An 18,046-nucleotide genomic window follows, 5' to 3' on the forward strand; every position below is an offset into this window, starting at 1 on the left:
GGGGCCTTATTGGGTCGAGCCCGGTTTCTTCGGCGACACGCCTTGCTGCGCGCGGTTGCGCAGCTGCGGCTTGCCGGCGCGCGGTGCATTGCCCTTCGCGGGGGCGCCGAGCTTCGCGGCGCGCGCCGTGTCGGTCGATTCGTCGGCCGCGGTGAACGATGCGCCGGCTGCGGCGCCTTCCGGCCTCCACACCTGGCCGATCGCGAGCGACTTCAGTTTCTTGCGGCCGCCGTACCAGAGGTTGACGAGCCCGCGCGAGAAGAACACCGCGGAGAACATCGACGTCAGGATGCCGAGGCAGTGCACGATCGCGAACGCGCGAACCGGGCCCGAGCCGAACGCAAGCAGCGCGAGGCCGGCGATCAGCGTCGTGACGTTCGAGTCGAGAATCGTCGCCCACGCATGCGCGTAGCCGGACTGGATCGCGAGCTGCGGCGGCTGGCCGGCGCGTAGTTCTTCACGCACGCGCTCGTTGATCAGCACGTTCGAGTCGATCGCCATGCCGAGCGCGAGCGCGATTGCCGCGATACCCGGCAGCGTCAGCGTCGCCTGCATCAGCGACAGCACCGCGACGAGCAGCAGCAGGTTCACCGACAGGCCGATCACGGAGATCACGCCGAACAGCATGTAGTACGCGATCATGAACGCGGCGATCGCGCAGAAGCCCCAGATCACCGAGTGGACGCCCATCTTGATGTTGTCCGCGCCGAGGCTCGGGCCGATCGTGCGTTCCTCGATGATGTCCATCGGTGCGGCGAGCGAACCGGCGCGCAGCAGCAGCGCGAGGTCGGCCGCTGCCTGCGGCGTCGGCTGGCCCGTGATCTGGAAGCGGTCGCCGAGCTCGGACTGGATCGTCGCGACCGTCAGCACTTCGCCCTTGCCCTTCTCGAACAGCACCATCGCCATCGGCTTGCCGATGTTCTCGCGCGACACCGTGCGCACCGAGCGGCCGCCCGCCGAGTCGAGGCGGATGTTGACCGACGGACGCTGGTGTTCGTCGAAGCCGGCCGACGCATCGATGATGCGGTCGCCGGTGAAGATCACTTCCTTCTTCAGCAGCACGGGCGCCTGGTTGCCCTGCGTGAACAGCTCCTCGCCCGGCGGCACGGGGTCGTTCGGGTTCGGGTGCGTGTTGATCGGATCGGCGAGGCGCGCCTCGAGCGTCGCGGTGCGGCCGATGATGTCCTTCGCCTTCGCGGTGTCCTGCACGCCCGGCAGTTCGACGACGATGCGGTCGCTGCCTTGCTGCTGCAGGATCGGCTCGGACACGCCGAGTTCGTTCACGCGGTTGTGGAGCGTCGTCAGGTTCTGCTTGAGCGCGGCGTCCTCGACGGACTTCTGCACGGCCGGCGTGAACGTGCCGACGACCTGCACGCCGCCGCCGCCGGGCTGGGTCGCCCATTGCAGTTCGGTGACCGACGCGGCGAGCACCTTGCGGGCGTCTTCGGCCGTTTGCGCATCGCTGAAGTTGATGACGACGGACTGATCGACGCGGCTCACGCCGCCGTCGCGGATGTTCCGGTCGCGCAGCAGCGCGCGCGCGTCGGATGCGTCGGAGTCGAGCTTCTTCGTCAGTGCGCCCGTCATGTCGACCTGGAGCAGGAAGTGGACACCGCCGCGCAGGTCGAGGCCGAGATACATCGGCAGTGCGTGCAATGCGGTCAGCCAGCGCGGCGACGCGCTCTGCAGGTTCAGTGCGACGACGTACTGCGGATCGTTCGGATCGGCGTTCAGCGATTTCTGCAGCAGGTCCTTGACGCGCAGCTGCGTATCGGTGTCCTTCAGGCGCACGCGGATGTTCGCGTTGGCCGCGGTGTTCTCGAAGGTGATGTCGTCCGGCTTGATCTGCGCGGACGCGAGCGCGGATTCGACCTGGGTCAGCGTGGTCGAGTCGAGCTTGACCGTGGCCTTGCCGCTCGACACCTGCACCGCCGGCGCTTCGCCGAAGAAGTTGGGCAATGTGTACAGAAAGCCGATGGCGAGCGCCACGACCATCACGACATATTTCCAGAGTGGATAACGATTCATGAGGGGGCCGAACGGGTGGTTGGCGTGAAAGCGTCGCGTCCGGCGCCGCGGCGGCCCGCTCTCTCAGGCGGGCACGGCGCGGGGAGCCGGACGCTCGGTGAAAGCCTTACAGCGACTTGATCGTGCCCTTCGGCAGAATGGTCGTGACGGCGGCCTTCTGCACGGTGATTTCGGTGCCTTCGGCGATTTCGACGCCGATGTAGCCTTCGGTGACCTTCGTCACCTTGCCGACGACGCCGCCGCTCGTGACGACTTCGTCGCCCTTCGCCATGGCCGCGAGCATGTTGCGGTGTTCCTTCTGACGCTTCATCTGCGGACGGATCATGATGAAGTACAGCACCGCGAACATCAGGATGAGCGGCAGGAAGCTCATCAGGCTCGATTCGGCGCCACCGGCGCCTTGCGCGAAGGCATTGGAAATGAACGGCACGTTGGTCTCTCCGTAGGGGAAGATCGAAAAATAAGCCGGTTATTCTACCACCGGCCCCATGCGCAAACGGCGCGGCAAATGCGCTTTCGGATCAAGCCGTTAAAGCATGAACCCGCACCGTTGCGACTTGTCTGGAAAGGCGATTGTAATGTTTGGCGATCGTGCCCGGCACGTGGAATGCGTTATTTAGTACATGTCCTACCGGCACGTGGGACGCGTTATTTAGTACTTGTCCCATGTGACGGGCAGCGGGGCGGGCAGCGGTGCGGGCCGCTGCCCGCGTCAGTCGACCCCTCTCGCACGATCCTCCGCGAAGCGCTGGCGGAATGCGTCGAACGTATGGGTTTCGATCGCGTCGCGGATCTCGCCCATCAGCTGCAGGTAGTAGTGCAGGTTGTGGATCGTGTTGAGCTGCGCGCCGAGGATTTCGCCGACACGGTGCAGGTGATGCAGGTAGCCGCGCGAGAAGTTCTGGCACGTGTAGCAGGTGCAGCTCGCATCGAGCGGCTTCAGCGAATTCTTGTGCGTCGCGTTGCGGATCTTCACGTCGCCGAAGCGCGTGAACAGCCAGCCGTTGCGCGCGTTGCGGGTCGGCATCACGCAGTCGAACATGTCGATGCCGTTCGCGACGCCCTCGACCAGGTCTTCCGGCGTGCCGACGCCCATCAGGTAGTGCGGCTTGTTGGCTGGCAGCTTCGGGCCGACGTGCCGCAGCACGCGCATCATGTCTTCCTTCGGCTCACCCACCGACAGCCCGCCGATCGCGAGGCCGTGGAAGCCGAGTTCGGCGAGGCCCGCGAGCGATTCGTCGCGAAGGTCTTCGAACATCCCGCCCTGGACGATCCCGAAGAGGGCGTTCGGGTTGCCGAGCCGGTCGAACTCGTCGAGCGAGCGCTTCGCCCAGCGCAGCGACATGCGCATCGAGTCGGCCGCTTCCTTGTGCGTCGTCGGCACGCCGTTGGTCGCGTACGGCGTGCATTCATCGAACTGCATCACGATGTCGGAGTTCAGCACCTTCTGGATCTGCATCGACACTTCCGGCGACAGGAACAGCTTGTCGCCGTTGATCGGCGACGCGAACGTGACGCCGTCCTCGGTGATCTTGCGCAGGTCGCCGAGCGAGAACACCTGGAAACCGCCCGAGTCGGTGAGGATCGGCTTGTTCCAGCCCATGAAGCCGTGCAGGCCGCCGTGCGCGTCGATCGTGTCGAGGCCCGGGCGCAGCCACAGGTGGAACGTGTTGCCGAGGATGATCTGGGCCTTGATCTCGTGCAGCTCGCGCGGCTGGATCGCCTTCACCGTGCCGTACGTGCCGACCGGCATGAAGATCGGCGTCTCGACCACGCCGTGGTTGAGCTTCACGCGGCCGCGGCGTGCATGGCCGTCGGTCGTCAGCAGTTCGAATTCGAGCCCGTTGGCCGGGCGCGCCTGCACGGGCGCGTGCGTATCGTGGGATGAACCTTCGGTCATCGCGTCATTCTCCTTGCCACCGGAAAAAGCGTTGCATGCGACCGGAGTATGCGCTGAAGCGCTGACTCCGGATCGCAAGTCCGGCGCATGTTGCACAGGCCGCCGGGTGCCCGGCGGCGGGAAAAGCGGGTGCGGGCCAGCGTGGCGCGCACAGCGGGAAATCGGGGGCGACGGGCATGCGGTGCGGGACCGTCGCGCCCGTCGCGCTTACGCTTGCGGTGCCTCCGGCGTGTCGCGCCGCGTGAGCAGCATCGCGTCGCCGTAGCTGAAGAAGCGATAGCGTTCGTCGATCGCGTGCCGGTAGGCGGCGCGGATCGTCTCGACGCCCGCGAACGCGGACACCAGCATCAGCAGCGTCGACTTCGGCAGGTGGAAGTTCGTGACGAGCCGGTCGACGACCCGGAAGCGGTAGCCGGGCGTGATGAAGATGTCGGTCTCGGCCTGCGTCGCCGCGAGCGGGCGGCCCGCTTCGTCGGCGCTGCGCGCCGCGGCTTCGAGCGCGCGCATCGACGTCGTGCCGACCGCGATCACGTTGCCGCCGCGCGCGCGGGTCGCGGCGATCTTGTCGACGAGCGACTGCGGCAGGTCGTACCACTCGCTGTGCATCCGGTGCTCGGCGATGTTATCGACGCGCACCGGCTGGAACGTGCCGGCGCCCACGTGCAGCGTCAGCGTGGCGCGCTCGACGCCCATCGCGTCGAGCTTCTCGAGCAGCGGCAGGTCGAAATGGAGCCCGGCCGTCGGCGCCGCGACCGCGCCCGGGTTGCTCGCGTAGACGGTCTGGTAGCGCGTCTCGTCGTTCGCGTCGGCGTCGTGCTCGATGTACGGCGGCAGCGGCAGGCGGCCGTGCTGCTCGATCAGCGTGAGGCACGGCTGCGGGAAGTGCAGCGTGAAGAACGGTTCGACGCGCTCGCCGACCGTCACGTCGAACGCGTCGGCGAGGCGCAGCGTCGTGCCGGCGCCCGGCGACTTGCTCGCGCGGATCTGCGCGAGCGCCGTATGCGTGCCGGTCACGCGCTCGATCAGCACCTCGATCCTGCCGCCGCTGGCCTTCTGGCCGAAGAAACGCGCCTTCAGCACCCTGGTATCGTTGAACACGAGCAGGTCGCCGGGCGCGATGCACGACGGCAGCTCGGCGAAGTTGCGGTCGACGAGGCGCGCGGGCTCGACGCTGGGGTCGACCTCGAGCAGGCGGCTCGCGGTGCGCTCGGGCAGCGCGGTTTGCGCAATCAGCTCGGGTGGCAGATTGAAATCGAAATCGGAAAGCGTGAACATGCGGGCTGGTTCGAAACGGCCGGCGGGCGCCGCCGACAGGGCGGAAACGCATGAATGGGGCGCGCGAGCCGCTATGATGACGGGATGCGCGGCCTGACCGGCGTCGTTCGTTCGGACGACGTGAAAGCCGCTATTGTACTTGCCTTGCGAAGCACCCAGACGATCCGATGCCTGTGTCACCACGCCGTTCCTCCGCTGCCGTTGCCGATTCCGCCGATCCGTTCGACGCGGACGATGCCGCGTTACCCGCGCGAAGCGCGGCGGAGCGCGGTTCCGAGGCGCGCGCGGCGCCGCGGCGCGCGGGGCCGAAGCGCGGCGCCGACGGGCGGCTCGCGCAGCCGGCCGCCGCCGCGCCCGACGTCGAAGCGGGCGCCGGCGGCGACGAAGCGGGCGCGGCGGCGTCCGGCGTAACCGATGCACCCGGCGCGAAGCGCAAGAAGAAGCCGGCCGCCGACAAACCCGTGAAGACCGCCGACAAGCTCGCGAAGCTCGGCCTCACGCGTTCGATCGATCTCGTGCTGCATCTGCCGATGCGCTACGAGGACGAAACCACGCTCACGCCGATCGGCGAACTGCTGCCGGGCGGCATCGCGCAGACCGAGGGCGTCGTGTTCGACAACGAGGTCGCGTACCGGCCGCGCCGCCAGCTCGTCGTGAAGATCCAGGACGACGACGGCGAGCAGCTCGTGCTGCGCTTCCTGAATTTCTACGGCTCGCAGGTCAAGCAGATGGCCGTCGGTCAGCGGCTGCGCGTGCGCGGCGATGTGCGCGGCGGCTTCTTCGGGATGGAGATGGTGCATCCGGCCGTGCGCGTGGTCGAAGCCGATGCGCCGCTGCCGCAGGTGCTCACGCCCGTCTATCCGAGCACGGCCGGCGTGTCGCAGGCGTATCTGCGCAAGGCGATCGAGAACGCGGTCGAGCGCACGCCGCTGCCCGAGCTGCTGCCGCCCGAGATCGAGCGCGACTACCTGAAGCCGCTCGGCGTGCCGACGCTCGCGCAGGCCGTGCGGATCCTGCACCACCCGGCCGTCGATTCCGACGAAGCCGCGCTGATGGACGGCTCGCATCCGGCGTGGACGCGCATCAAGTTCGAGGAGCTGCTCGCGCAGCAGCTGTCGCTCAAGCGCGCGCACGAGGAGCGCCGCACGCGCGCGGCGCCCGCGATGCCGCGCCGCGCCGCGACCGATGCCGACGCGCTGACGACGCGCCTCTACGCGGCGCTGCCGTTCACGCTGACGGGCGCGCAGGCGCGCGTCGTCGACGAGATCGCGCACGACCTCACGCTCGCGCACCCGATGCAGCGACTGCTGCAGGGCGACGTCGGCAGCGGCAAGACAGTCGTCGCCGCGCTGGCCGCGACGCAAGCGATCGATGCCGGCTACCAGGCCGCGCTGATGGCGCCGACCGAAATCCTCGCGGAACAGCACGCGCGCAAGCTGCGCGCATGGCTCGAGCCGCTCGGCGTGACGGTCGCGTGGCTCGCGGGCAGCCTGAAGGCGAAGGAGAAGCGCGCGGCGATCGAGGCCGCGGCGCTCGGCACCGCGCAGCTCGTGATCGGCACGCACGCGATCATCCAGGACACGGTCGAATTCGCGCGGCTCGGCCTCGTGATCGTCGACGAGCAGCACCGCTTCGGCGTCGAGCAGCGTCTCGCGCTGCGGGCGAAGGCCGCGAACGCGGCCAACGGCGCGCGCGATTTCCAGCCGCATCAGCTGATGATGTCGGCCACGCCGATTCCCCGCACGCTTGCGATGACGTATTACGCGGATCTCGAGGTGTCGACGATCGACGAGCTGCCGCCGGGCCGCACGCCGGTGCTGACGCGCCTCGTCGGCGACGCGCGGCGCGAGGAGGTGATCGCGCGCGTGCGCGAGGCCGCGCTGACCGGCCGCCAGGTGTACTGGGTGTGTCCGCTGATCGAGGAGAGCGAGACGCTGCAGTTGCAGACGGCCGTCGAGACCTACGAGACGCTGGCCACGGCCCTGCCCGAATTGAAGGTCGGGCTCGTGCACGGAAGGCTGTCGCCGGCCGACAAGGCAGCCGTGATGGAAGCCTTCACGCGCAACGAGGTGCAACTGCTCGTCGCGACGACCGTGATCGAGGTCGGCGTCGACGTGCCGAACGCGTCGCTGATGGTGATCGAGCACGCGGAGCGCTTCGGCCTCGCGCAGCTGCACCAGTTGCGCGGCCGGGTCGGGCGCGGCACCGCGGCATCGGTGTGCGTGCTGCTGTACACGGGCCCGTTGTCGCTCACCGGCCGCGAGCGGCTGAAGACGATGCGCGAGACGACCGACGGCTTCGAGATCGCGCGGCGCGACCTCGAGATCCGCGGCCCCGGCGAATTCCTCGGCGCGCGCCAGTCGGGCGCGGCGATGCTGCGCTTCGCGAACCTCGAGACCGACGGCTGGCTGATCGACCCGGCCCGCGACGCGGCGGCGCGACTGATCGCCGCGTATCCCGACGTCGTCACGCAGCATCTCGCCCGCTGGCTTGGCGCACGGGAGCAGTATCTGAAGGCGTGATCGATGCATGATCGACGCATTCAGGGTCGGATTTGAAGTCGAAATTCGCCGCCGGCTCCGCGCATTGCGATACTGAGAAACTTGGCGAATCGGTCCCAGTGGGTGTATAAATTAAACCTATCGCCTGTATATATCTGATTGACCCACAATGACCCTGACTGAACTGAAATACATCGTCGCGGTCGCGCGCGAGCGCCATTTCGGTCGCGCGGCCGAAGCCTGCTTCGTGAGCCAGCCGACCCTATCGGTGGCGATCAAGAAGCTGGAAGACGAGCTCAACGTGCAGATTTTCGAGCGCGGCGCGAGTGAAGTGAGCGTGACCCCGATCGGCGACCAGATCGTCACGCAGGCGCAGCGCGTGCTCGAGCAGACCTTCGCGATCAAGGAGATCGCGAAGCAGGGCAAGGACCCGCTCGTCGGCCCGTTCCGTCTCGGCGTGATCTACACGATCGGGCCGTACCTGCTGCCGACCCTCGTCAAGCAGATGATCCAGCGTGTGCCGCAGATGCCGCTGATGCTGCAGGAGAACTACACGCTGAAGTTGCTCGAACTGCTGAAGCAGGGCGAGATCGACGCCGCGATCATGGCGCTGCCGTTTCCCGAGACCGGCCTGATGGTGCGGCCGCTGTACGACGAGCCGTTCGTCGTCGCGCTGCCGGCCGGCCATCCGTGGGAGAAGCGCGACGAGATCGACGCCGAGGACCTGAAGCAGGAAACCATGCTGCTGCTCGGCAACGGCCACTGCTTCCGCGATCACGTGCTCGGCGTGTGCCCGGAACTGATGCGCTTCTCGCAGACGGCCGACGGCATCCAGAAGACCTTCGAGGGCTCGTCGCTCGAAACGATCCGCCACATGGTCGCGAGCGGGGTCGGCATCACGGTGCTGCCGCGGATGTCGGTCGCCGAGGTCGGCCCGCGCGCGAACGGCCCCGACGCCGAACTGCTGTCGTACGTGCCGTTCAACGAACCGGTGCCGGATCGCCGCGTCGTGCTGGTGTGGCGCAAGAGCTTCACGCGGATGCCGGCGATCGACGCGATCAGCGACGCGATCGCCGCGTGCCACCTGCCGGGCGTCGCGAAGCTCGACATGCCGGCCACGATGAACTGAGCGCACCGCGGCATGCGGGACGGCATGATGAACGGGGTCTTGCGACCCCGTTTATTTTGCCTATCGCATAGATTATTTTTATTAAATTACAATATTCGATAGATATAACTACAATCTTCTACATGGATCGGCGTCGGATGGACAGCCCGATCCGCACGCTGGATGCAAGCGTCAAAGGAGGATGTCATGATGCGGTCGGTATTGCAGCAGGCGCAACGGAACATCCCGTCGCGCGATGAAGTCGTGAATCGTGCTAGGGCGGCGGCCCGCAGCCTGCGCCCGATTGCGTTCGCATACCTCGCGGACCGTGTGTACGGTGGATGAATGCCGCCGCGCGCCGCTCCCGTGTCCCCCGTTCACCGCCGTCCAGTCATGAGGGGGCATTGCAGGTCCGAAGTCGCGAAATCCGCATCGAAAGCCACGCCCGACACCCCGTAGTACGACAGGGCCACCCTGTTCCGTTTCATCCCCCCGCACTGCTCCACGAACCGCGCCCGGCAAGTGGGGGCCCACGAGCAAGAAAAGGAGAAAAAGCATGTCGACCGAATCGAAATGTCCGTTCAACCATACGGCGGCCGGCGGCACGTCGAACAAGGACTGGTGGCCGAACCAGCTGAACCTGAACATCCTGCACCGGCACTCGGCGCTGTCCGATCCGATGGACAAGGATTTCGACTACGCACAAGCATTCAAGAAGCTGGACCTCGCGGCGGTGAAGCGCGACCTGCAGGCGCTGATGACGACGTCGCAGGACTGGTGGCCGGCCGACTTCGGCCACTACGGCGGCCTGTTCGTCCGGATGGCCTGGCACAGCGCCGGCACGTACCGGACCGCCGACGGCCGCGGCGGCGCGGGCGGTGGGCAACAGCGCTTCGCGCCGCTGAACAGCTGGCCGGACAACGCGAACCTCGACAAGGCGCGCCGGCTGCTGTGGCCGATCAAGCAGAAGTACGGCCGCAACATCTCGTGGGCCGACCTGCTGATCCTGACGGGCAACGTCGCGCTCGAATCGATGGGCTTCAAGACCTTCGGTTACGCGGGCGGCCGTGCCGACACGTGGGAACCGGACGACGTCTACTGGGGTTCGGAAAAGATCTGGCTGGAACTGAGCGGCGGCCCGAACAGCCGTTACTCGGGCGACCGTGATCTCGAGAACCCGCTCGCGGCCGTGCAGATGGGCCTTATCTACGTGAACCCGGAAGGCCCGGACGGCAACCCGGACCCGGTCGCGGCGGCGCGCGACATCCGCGACACGTTCGCGCGGATGGCGATGAACGACGAAGAGACGGTCGCGCTGATCGCTGGCGGCCACACGTTCGGCAAGACGCACGGCGCGGGCCCCGCGACGGACGTCGGTCCGGAGCCGGAAGCGGCGGGCATCGAGCAGCAGGGTCTCGGCTGGAAGAGCGCGTATGCATCGGGCAAGGGCCACGATGCGATCACCAGCGGCCTCGAAGTCACGTGGACGTCGACGCCGACGAAGTGGAGCAACGACTTCTTCAAGCACCTGTTCAGCTATGAATGGGAGCTGACGAAGAGCCCGGCCGGCGCGCACCAGTGGGTCGCGAAGGGTGCCGACGAAGTGATTCCGGATGCGTTCGATGCGTCGAAGAAGCATCGCCCGACGATGCTGACGACCGACCTGTCGCTGCGTTTCGATCCGGCCTACGAGAAGATCTCGCGCCGCTTCTACGAGAACCCGGCCGAGTTTGCCGACGCGTTCGCGCGCGCCTGGTTCAAGCTCACGCACCGCGACATGGGTCCGCGTGCGCGCTATCTCGGCCCGGAAGTGCCGGCCGAGGAATTGCTGTGGCAGGATCCGATCCCCGCCGTCGATCACCCGCTGATCGATGACGCGGACGTCGCGGCGCTGAAGGCGAAGGTGCTCGCGTCGGGCCTGTCGGTCGCGCAGCTCGTGTCGACCGCGTGGGCGTCGGCCTCGACGTTCCGGGGTTCCGACAAGCGCGGCGGCGCGAACGGTGCGCGCATCCGCCTGGCGCCGCAGAAGGACTGGGAAGTGAACCAGCCGGCTGCACTCGCGGCGGTGCTCGAGACGCTCGAAGGCGTGCGCAAGGCGTTCAACGATGCGCAGACGGGCGGCAAGAAGGTGTCGCTCGCCGATCTGATCGTGCTGGCCGGTGCGGCCGGCGTCGAACAGGCCGCGAAGAACGCCGGCGTCGCAGTGACGGTGCCGTTCGCACCGGGCCGGATGGACGCGTCGCAGGAGCAGACGGACGTCGACGCGATGGCCGTGCTCGAGCCGGTTGCGGACGGGTTCCGCAACTACCTGAAGAGTGCGTACAAGACGCCGGCCGAGGCGCTGCTGATCGACAAGGCCCAGCTGCTGACGCTGAACGGGCCGGAGCTGACGGTGCTCGTCGGCGGCCTGCGCGTGCTCGGCGCGAACGTCGGCGACGCGAAGCACGGCGTGTTCACCGATCGTCCGGGCACGCTGTCGAACGACTTCTTCGTGAACCTGCTCGACATGGGAACGGAGTGGAAGCCGGTGTCGGCCGCGAACGACGTGTTCGAAGGGCGCGATCGTGCGACGGGCCAGGTCAAGTGGACCGGCACGCGCGTCGACCTGATCTTCGGTTCGCACTCGCAGTTGCGCGCGCTGGCCGAGGTGTACGGCAGCGCGGACGCGAACGAGAAGTTCGTGCGCGATTTCGTCGCGGCCTGGAACAAGGTGATGAACCTCGACCGCTTCGACCTCGCGTGAACGTCGTGACGCGCTAGCGCAGTCACGTCGCGTGCAACGGCCGGTCGCACGACCGGCCGTTTTTTCTTCCGATTCAAGGTCTTGTCGAAGGAGTGACGACCATGACGCAAATGATGCTGAACATGCGCGCCGCGTTCGCGGCGCCCGTGATGCGCACGCCGGCCGAGCTGGCGCGGCGCATCGCCGGTTTCGCGATCGTCATTGGCGGTGCGGTCGAGCTGGCCGCACAGGCGCTGCACGCGCTCGCGCCGATCGTCTCGAGTGCCGGCGGTTGAGCGCAGCGATTCGCTCGCCGCGCTAGACTGGCACGTGGCGAACGGCTGCCGAGCGGTGCGGCATGCCGATTGCTTGACGCGGTTTCGCCGGTTCAACATTTCGAATGAGGAGTCCCGAAGATGGCCAAGAAAGGTAACGCCACGCAGATCAACATCGGCATCAGCGACAAGGACCGCAAGAAAATCGCGGATGGCCTGTCGCGGCTGCTGGCCGATACGTTTTCGCTGTACCTGAAGACCCACAACTTCCACTGGAACGTCACGGGCCCGATGTTCAACACGCTGCACCTGATGTTCGAAGAGCAGTACAACGAACTGTGGCTCGCGGTCGACCTGGTCGCCGAGCGCATTCGCACGCTCGGCGTCGTCGCGCCGGGCACGTTCGCGGATTTCGCGAAGCTGTCGTCGGTGCCGGAGGCCGACGGCGTGCCGGCGGCCGAGGAGATGATCCGCCAGCTCGTCGAAGGGCACGAGACCGTCGTGCGCACCGCGCGCGAAATCTTCCCGATCGCCGATGCGGCGAGCGACGAACCGACCGCCGACCTGCTCACGCAGCGTCTGCAGACGCATGAAAAGACCGCGTGGATGCTGCGCTCGCTGCTCGCGTAAGCTCGGTGCGGCCGGTCGCGCGCCGCGCGGCCGGCGTGAGCGGGTGTCCGACGCCGAACCGGGGCCGGGTTGCCCGCATCGGCTCGCATTCCGGCGACAGCGCGGTACGCGCGGGCCACGCATCTGTCCCTTGATTGACGCGCAGACTGCCGGGCTCGCGTGCACGGGGCCCGGGGGCCGGCGCGCTGGTCGCGGCAACCGCATGTGGGCCGGCCCGACATGACGTAAACCGCCGCTCGGCTCTAAAATGCCGGGATTATCTTCCCGGTGCTTCGCCATGCTTGCCCGCTTTCCCCTGTATCTGCGGCTCGTCCGGATGGACAAGCCGATCGGCAGCCTGCTGCTGCTCTGGCCGACACTCAACGCACTGTGGATCGCGTCGGACGGCCATCCGCGCTGGCCGCTGGTCGCGATCTTCGTGCTCGGCACGCTGCTGATGCGCTCGGCCGGCTGCGCGATGAACGACTATGCCGACCGCGATTTCGACCGTCACGTGAAGCGCACGGCCGACCGGCCGTTGACGTCGGGCAAGATCCGCGCATGGGAAGCCGTCGCGATCGCGGTGGTGCTGGCCTTTATCTCGTTCCTGCTGATCCAGCCGCTCAATACGCTGACGAAAGAGCTGTCGGTCGTCGCGCTGTTCGTCGCGGGCTCGTATCCGTTCATGAAGCGTTTCTTCGCGATTCCGCAGGCGTATCTCGGCATCGCGTTCGGCTTCGGCATCCCGATGGCGTTCGCGGCCGTGCAGGACACGGTGCCGATGCTCGCGTGGGTGATGCTGATCGCGAACATCTTCTGGTCGGTCGCGTACGACACCGAATACGCGATGGTCGACCGCGACGACGACATCAAGATCGGCATTCGCACGTCCGCGCTGACGTTCGGCCGCTTCGACGTCGCGGCCGTCATGCTCTGCTATGCGGCGACGCTCGGCATCTATGTGTGGATCGGCGTGACGCTCGGCTTCGGCCTCGCGTACTGGGCCGGCTGGGCCGCGGCGGCCGGCTGCGCGCTGTATCACTACACGCTGATCAAGGACCGCGAGCGGATGCCGTGCTTCGCGGCGTTCCGGCACAACAACTGGCTCGGCGGCGTGCTGTTCGCGGGGATCGCCGCGCACTACCTGCTGGCGGGCACGGCAGGTAACTGAAGCGGCCGCCGCGCGCCGGCGCGCGATGCCAACAAAAAAGCGGCCGAGGCCGCTTTTTTGTTGCCGGTGCCGGTGCCGGAAACCCGGCGCAGTGCGCCACGCTTACGCGCGGCCGAGCTCGTCACCCATTTCCTTCGCGCGCGCCTCGGCGGCCAACGCGCCGCGCACGATCGCTTCCTTCACGCCCTGCGCGTCGAACGACGCGAGCGCGGCGGCCGTCGTGCCGCCCTTCGACGTCACGCGCTCGCGCAGCACGCTCGCCGGTTCGCCCGATTGCGCGGCGAGTTGCGCGGCACCCGCGAACGTCGCGACCGCGAGTGCGCGGCCCTGTTCGTCGTTCATGCCGAGGCGGCGCGCGGCTTCCTGCAGCGCTTCGATGAAATAGAACACGTAGGCGGGGCCGCTCCCCGAGATCGCGGTGACGGCATCGAGCTGCGCTTCGTCGTCGAACCAGACGATCTCGCCGACCGCGCCGAGCACGTTCGACGCGAGCTCGCGACCGGCCGCGTCGACGCCCGGCAGCGCGGCGAGGCCCGTCACGCCCATGCCGACCAGCGCGGGCGTGTTCGGCATCGTGCGCACGACACGCGCGTAGTCGCCGAGCCAGCGGGCGAGATCGGTGCCGCGGATGCCGGCCGCGATGCTAATCACGAGCTGGGCCTTCAGATGCGGGGCGAGCGGCTGCGCGACGTCCTTCAGTACCTGCGGTTTCACCGCGAGCACGATCGCGTCGTAGCCCGCGAGCGTCGCGTCGATGGCCGCGCCGGTACGGATGCCGAATTGCTGCGCGGCGCGCGCGCGGACTTCCTCGTTGACGTCGATGGCATACAGGCCGTCAGCGGCGACGCCGCGCTTGATGAGGCCGCCGATCAGGGCCGCGGCCATGTTGCCGCCGCCAATGAATGCGATTTTCATGGTTTCGAATTGAGCAGGAGAGTGAACGGAAAGGCGGAACAGGGGAGGCGCTCAGTGCGAATAGTCGCGTGCGCCGAACAGCGCGGTGCCGACGCGCACGATCGTCGCGCCTTCGAGCACCGCGGCCTCGAGATCGGCGGACATGCCCATCGACAACGTGTCGAGCGGCAGGCCGTCGGCGCGCAGCGTATCGAACAGCGCCCGCAGCGCACGATGCGGCGCGCGCTGCGCGTCGGTATCGCCGGCCGGTTCGGGAATCGCCATCAGGCCGCGCAGGCGCAGCGTCGGCAGCGCGGCGACCGCGCGCGCGACCTCGGCCACGTCGGCCGGCGCGACGCCGCTCTTGGACGCCTCGCCGCTGATGTTCACCTGCACGCACACGTTGAGCGGCGGCAGGTGCGCGGGGCGTTGTTCGGCGAGGCGCTGCGCGATCTTCAGCCGGTCGACCGAATGGACCCAGTCGAACCGTTCGGCCACCGGGCGCGTCTTGTTCGATTGCAGCGGCCCGATGAAATGCCATTCGAGCCCGGCACGGAGATCCGCGAGCGCGTCGATCTTGTCGATCGATTCCTGCACGTAGTTTTCGCCGAACGCGCGTTGGCCGGCCGCATGCGCGGCGCGCACGTCGTCGGCGGGAAACGTCTTCGACACGGCGAGCAGCGAGACGGTGGCGGGATCGCGGCCGGCCGCGCGGGCGGCGTCGGCGATGCGGCGGTGAACGGAGTCGAGACGGGCGGCGAAATCGGACATGACGGGCACGGAAGCAGGCACGAGAAGCGGATACCACGGCGGATACGGCAGCGGATGCGGCACGGCACGCGTCGCATCGAATCGCCCATTATACGGACGGGATGCCGTGCGCGACCGGCCGGCCCGGCGCCGCGCTAGCCATACAGCAAATGCTCGACGAGCTGGATCCAGTGCGCGACCGGAATCTGCGTGCCGCTCTGCAGGTGCGCGATGCAGCCGACGTTGCCGGACACGATCATCTGCGGCTCGAGTGCCTGCAGCTTCAGCAGCTTCTGCTTGCGCAGCCGGTACGACAGCGACGGCTGCGTCAGTGAATAGGTGCCGGCCGACCCGCAGCACAGGTGGCTGTCGGCCGGCAGCCGCACGTCGATGCCGAGCGTCTCGAGCAGACGCTCGACCTTGCCGCGCGACTGCTGGCCGTGCTGCAGCGTGCACGGCGGGTGGTACGCGACGGTATGGATCGCGCGGCGCCGCGCGAGCGTCGCGATCTCGGCCTCGAACGCGAGCAGCACGTCGGAGATGTCGCGCGTCAGCGCGACGATGCGCTGCGCCTTTTCCGCATAGGCCGGATCGTCACGCAGCAGGTGCGCATATTCGAGCACCGTCGCGCCGCAACCCGATGCGTTCATGACGATCGCTTCGGCGCCTTGCTCGAGATACGGCCACCACGCGTCGATGTTGCGGCGTGCGTCGGCGAGTGCTTCGTCGTGATAGTTCAGGTGCAGGCGGATCGCGCCGCAGCAGCCCGCGTCGGGCGCGACGATCGTCTCGACGCCGAGTGCGTCGAGCACGCGTGCGGTCGCGATGTTGATGTTTGGCAGCATCGACGGCTGCACGCAGCCGCCGAGCATCAGCATCTTGCGCGGATGCGTGCGCTGCGGCCATTCGAGCAGCTGCTGGCGCAGCGGTACCTTGTCGCGCAGCCGTTTCGGCAAGAGCGGCCGCACGTGCTGGCCGAGCCGCATGACCGGCGAGAACAGCGCCGCGTTCGGCACGAGGCTCGCGAGCACGCGGCGCAGGAGCCGCTGCTGCACCGGGCGCTGCACCTGCGCCTCGACGTGCTTGCGGCCGATCTCGACGAGCCGGCCGTACTGGACACCCGACGGGCAGGTCGTCTCGCAGCTGCGGCAGGTGAGGCAGCGATCGAGGTGCTGCTGCGTGCTGCGCGTGACGGGCGCGCCTTCGACCATCTGCTTGATCAGGTAGATGCGCCCGCGCGGGCCGTCGAGTTCGTCGCCGAGCAACTGGTAGGTCGGGCACGTCGCGGTGCAGAAGCCGCAATGCACGCACTTGCGCAGGATCGCGTCGGCCTCGTCGCCGTCGGGCGTATTGCGGATGAAATCGGCGAGGTTCGTTTGCATTTAGGGTCTGTTTACCTATGGAACGCGCATGCGTTGCCGCGAGAACGGCCGCTCGCGAGGCGCGCGACGCCGCGAATACTGAAGTATTCGCAAGGCGCGCAACGCGGCGAGCGGCCGTTCTCGCGGCAACCCCTAATTAAAAAATTCATTCCACGGGAATGCCCGAAATCGCCCGTATGGCGGCGTCGGTCGTCACTTGTTTGGCTCGGCCAAACGGCGCTCCTCACTTCTTGCCCTACGAGCGATTTCGGGCATTCGCATGTGCGTTCCATAGGTAAACAGACCCTAAAGCTCGGGGTAGAGCCGGCCGCGGTTGAAAATGCGTGCGGGATCGAACGCAGCCTTCAGCCCGCGGTGAATCTTCATCAACGGTGCGGGCAGCGGCGTGAACACGCCCGCGCTGCGGTCGTAAGCGTCACCCGCGCGGAACAGCGTCGCATGGCCGCCAGCCTGCTTCGCGCTCATGCGCACCGTCTGCGCATCGGCGTCGGTGATCCACCAGCGCTGCGCGCCGCCCCATTCCATCAGCTGGGTGCCGGGCAGGTGCATCGGTTCGGTGATCGACGGCAGCGCGAGGCGCCATAGCGCATAGCCGGGCGGGATGCCGTTGAAGAACGGATCGGCGTGCTCGCGCAGGCCGGCCCAGAAGCGCTCGGCCTCGACCGCGTCGACGACTTCGCCGCCGAGCAGCGTCTTCGCCGATTTCACGGCGGCCTCGGCGCCCGACAGCCGCAGCACCAGCGTGCCGTTGCGCCACGCGCTCGCGCTGACGGGCAGCGGATGGCCGCCCCATTCGTTGAGCTTGCGCACCGCGTCGGTCGCGCTCATCTCGAACTTCAGCGTGACTTCGGCGACTGGCACCGGCAGCACCTTGATCGACAGCTCGAGCATCAGCCCGAGCGTGCCGAGCGCGCCGGCCATCAGCCGCGACACGTCGTAGCCGGCGACATTCTTCACGACCTGGCCGCCGAAGCGCAGCAACTCGCCGCGCCCGTTCATCAGCGTGACGCCGAGCACGAAATCGCGCGGCGCGCCGCAGGTCGCGCGGCGCGGGCCCGCGAGGCCGGCCGCGATACAGCCGCCGACGGTAGCCGTGCGGCCGAAGTGCGGCGGCTCGAACGGCAGCATCTGGCCGCACTCGGTGAGGGCAGTTTCAAGCTGCGCGAGCGGCGTGCCCGCGCGGACCGTGACGACGAGTTCGGCCGGGTCGTACGACACGACGCCCTGAAACGCGCGCGTGTCGAGTATTTCGCCGTCCAGCGCCTGGCCGTACCAGTCCTTGGTGCCGCCGCCGCGAATCCGCAGCGGCCGGCCGTCGGCACTGGCGGCGCGGATGCGCTCGGCCCATCCGGCGACGATGTCGTCCTCTTCCATGTTCCGTTGCCATCTCGTCTTGTTGTCCGGTCGATTGTACCGGGGTGGCGCGAATCC

General features: G+C 67.8%; 14 protein-coding genes. 6 read left to right on the forward strand and 8 right to left on the reverse strand.

Features of this window, described 5'->3' with window-relative positions:
- Nucleotides 1-6: 6 nt before the first annotated feature.
- The 4 genes from secD to queA all read right to left on the reverse strand — a co-directional run bounded on the left by secD (nt 7) and on the right by queA (nt 5,203).
- Nucleotides 7-2,028 carry a protein translocase subunit SecD gene (gene secD, locus SB786_RS14645; RefSeq protein ID WP_410728050.1) on the reverse strand — a complete coding sequence of 674 codons (2,022 nt, stop codon included), beginning with the start codon at nt 2,026-2,028 and terminating at the stop codon, nt 7-9.
- Between the two features lie 106 nt (nt 2,029-2,134).
- Nucleotides 2,135-2,458: a preprotein translocase subunit YajC gene (gene yajC / locus SB786_RS14650; RefSeq protein ID WP_410728051.1), complete on the reverse strand. Its 324-nt coding sequence runs from the start codon at nt 2,456-2,458 to the stop codon at nt 2,135-2,137.
- Nucleotides 2,459-2,740: 282 nt separating this feature from the next.
- Nucleotides 2,741-3,928, reverse strand: coding sequence for a tRNA guanosine(34) transglycosylase Tgt (gene tgt / locus SB786_RS14655; RefSeq protein WP_410728052.1), 1,188 nt, complete (start codon nt 3,926-3,928; stop codon nt 2,741-2,743).
- A 207-nt stretch (nt 3,929-4,135) separates the two neighbouring features.
- Nucleotides 4,136-5,203 carry a tRNA preQ1(34) S-adenosylmethionine ribosyltransferase-isomerase QueA gene (gene queA, locus SB786_RS14660; RefSeq protein ID WP_410728053.1) on the reverse strand — a complete coding sequence of 356 codons (1,068 nt, stop codon included), beginning with the start codon at nt 5,201-5,203 and terminating at the stop codon, nt 4,136-4,138.
- A 167-nt stretch (nt 5,204-5,370) separates the two neighbouring features.
- On the opposite strand from queA, the gene recG reads away from it, so the two are divergent.
- The 6 genes from recG (at nt 5,371) to ubiA (ending at nt 13,589) form a co-directional block, all read left to right on the forward strand.
- Complete coding sequence (gene recG / locus SB786_RS14665) at nt 5,371-7,725, forward strand: ATP-dependent DNA helicase RecG (protein WP_410728054.1); 2,355 nt, start codon at nt 5,371-5,373, stop codon at nt 7,723-7,725.
- Nucleotides 7,726-7,873: 148 nt separating this feature from the next.
- Nucleotides 7,874-8,833 carry a LysR substrate-binding domain-containing protein gene (locus SB786_RS14670; RefSeq protein ID WP_410728055.1) on the forward strand — a complete coding sequence of 320 codons (960 nt, stop codon included), beginning with the start codon at nt 7,874-7,876 and terminating at the stop codon, nt 8,831-8,833.
- A 535-nt stretch (nt 8,834-9,368) separates the two neighbouring features.
- Complete coding sequence (gene katG, locus SB786_RS14675) at nt 9,369-11,555, forward strand: catalase/peroxidase HPI (RefSeq protein WP_410728056.1); 2,187 nt, start codon at nt 9,369-9,371, stop codon at nt 11,553-11,555.
- A gap of 101 nt (nt 11,556-11,656) precedes the next feature.
- Nucleotides 11,657-11,830, forward strand: a complete 174-nt coding sequence (locus SB786_RS14680) for a hypothetical protein (RefSeq protein ID WP_410728057.1) — start codon at nt 11,657-11,659, stop codon at nt 11,828-11,830.
- Nucleotides 11,831-11,950: 120 nt separating this feature from the next.
- Complete coding sequence (gene dpsA / locus SB786_RS14685; RefSeq protein ID WP_006760049.1) at nt 11,951-12,439, forward strand: non-specific DNA-binding protein DpsA; 489 nt, start codon at nt 11,951-11,953, stop codon at nt 12,437-12,439.
- 277 nt (nt 12,440-12,716) lie between these two features.
- Nucleotides 12,717-13,589, forward strand: a complete 873-nt coding sequence (gene ubiA, locus SB786_RS14690; RefSeq protein ID WP_410728059.1) for a 4-hydroxybenzoate octaprenyltransferase — start codon at nt 12,717-12,719, stop codon at nt 13,587-13,589.
- 102 nt (nt 13,590-13,691) lie between these two features.
- On the opposite strand, the gene proC is transcribed toward ubiA, so the two are convergent.
- The 4 genes from proC to glcE all read right to left on the reverse strand — a co-directional run bounded on the left by proC (nt 13,692) and on the right by glcE (nt 17,989).
- On the reverse strand, nt 13,692-14,504 hold the full coding sequence (gene proC / locus SB786_RS14695; RefSeq protein WP_410728061.1) for a pyrroline-5-carboxylate reductase: 813 nt from the start codon (nt 14,502-14,504) through the stop codon (nt 13,692-13,694).
- 51 nt (nt 14,505-14,555) lie between these two features.
- Nucleotides 14,556-15,254 carry a YggS family pyridoxal phosphate-dependent enzyme gene (locus SB786_RS14700; RefSeq protein ID WP_175695717.1) on the reverse strand — a complete coding sequence of 233 codons (699 nt, stop codon included), beginning with the start codon at nt 15,252-15,254 and terminating at the stop codon, nt 14,556-14,558.
- 134 nt (nt 15,255-15,388) lie between these two features.
- Nucleotides 15,389-16,615, reverse strand: coding sequence for a glycolate oxidase subunit GlcF (gene glcF / locus SB786_RS14705; RefSeq protein ID WP_410728063.1), 1,227 nt, complete (start codon nt 16,613-16,615; stop codon nt 15,389-15,391).
- A 285-nt stretch (nt 16,616-16,900) separates the two neighbouring features.
- The gene (gene glcE, locus SB786_RS14710; RefSeq protein ID WP_410728064.1) at nt 16,901-17,989 is read right to left on the reverse strand and encodes a glycolate oxidase subunit GlcE; all 1,089 of its coding nucleotides are present in this window, start codon (nt 17,987-17,989) and stop codon (nt 16,901-16,903) included.
- Nucleotides 17,990-18,046 lie beyond the last annotated feature (57 nt).

Source organism: Burkholderia sp. SIMBA_062 (assembly GCF_046534765.1).
In the GTDB taxonomy this organism is placed as follows: Bacteria; Pseudomonadota; Gammaproteobacteria; order Burkholderiales; family Burkholderiaceae; genus Burkholderia; species Burkholderia ambifaria.

Excerpts from the sequence above, each read along its gene's own strand:
- ubiA (WP_410728059.1), top strand. The coding sequence starts at position 12,717 with ATGCTTGCCCGCTTTCCCCTGTATCTGCGGCTCGTCCGGATGGACAAG.
- SB786_RS14700 (WP_175695717.1), bottom strand. The coding sequence starts at position 15,254 with ATGTCCGATTTCGCCGCCCGTCTCGACTCCGTTCACCGCCGCATCGCC.
- secD (WP_410728050.1), bottom strand. The coding sequence starts at position 2,028 with ATGAATCGTTATCCACTCTGGAAATATGTCGTGATGGTCGTGGCGCTC.
- SB786_RS14670 (WP_410728055.1), top strand. The coding sequence starts at position 7,874 with ATGACCCTGACTGAACTGAAATACATCGTCGCGGTCGCGCGCGAGCGC.
- queA (WP_410728053.1), bottom strand. The coding sequence starts at position 5,203 with ATGTTCACGCTTTCCGATTTCGATTTCAATCTGCCACCCGAGCTGATT.
- SB786_RS14680 (WP_410728057.1), top strand. The coding sequence starts at position 11,657 with ATGACGCAAATGATGCTGAACATGCGCGCCGCGTTCGCGGCGCCCGTG.
- proC (WP_410728061.1), bottom strand. The coding sequence starts at position 14,504 with ATGAAAATCGCATTCATTGGCGGCGGCAACATGGCCGCGGCCCTGATC.
- tgt (WP_410728052.1), bottom strand. The coding sequence starts at position 3,928 with ATGACCGAAGGTTCATCCCACGATACGCACGCGCCCGTGCAGGCGCGC.
- dpsA (WP_006760049.1), top strand. The coding sequence starts at position 11,951 with ATGGCCAAGAAAGGTAACGCCACGCAGATCAACATCGGCATCAGCGAC.
- glcE (WP_410728064.1), bottom strand. The coding sequence starts at position 17,989 with ATGGAAGAGGACGACATCGTCGCCGGATGGGCCGAGCGCATCCGCGCC.
- recG (WP_410728054.1), top strand. The coding sequence starts at position 5,371 with ATGCCTGTGTCACCACGCCGTTCCTCCGCTGCCGTTGCCGATTCCGCC.
- glcF (WP_410728063.1), bottom strand. The coding sequence starts at position 16,615 with ATGCAAACGAACCTCGCCGATTTCATCCGCAATACGCCCGACGGCGAC.
- katG (WP_410728056.1), top strand. The coding sequence starts at position 9,369 with ATGTCGACCGAATCGAAATGTCCGTTCAACCATACGGCGGCCGGCGGC.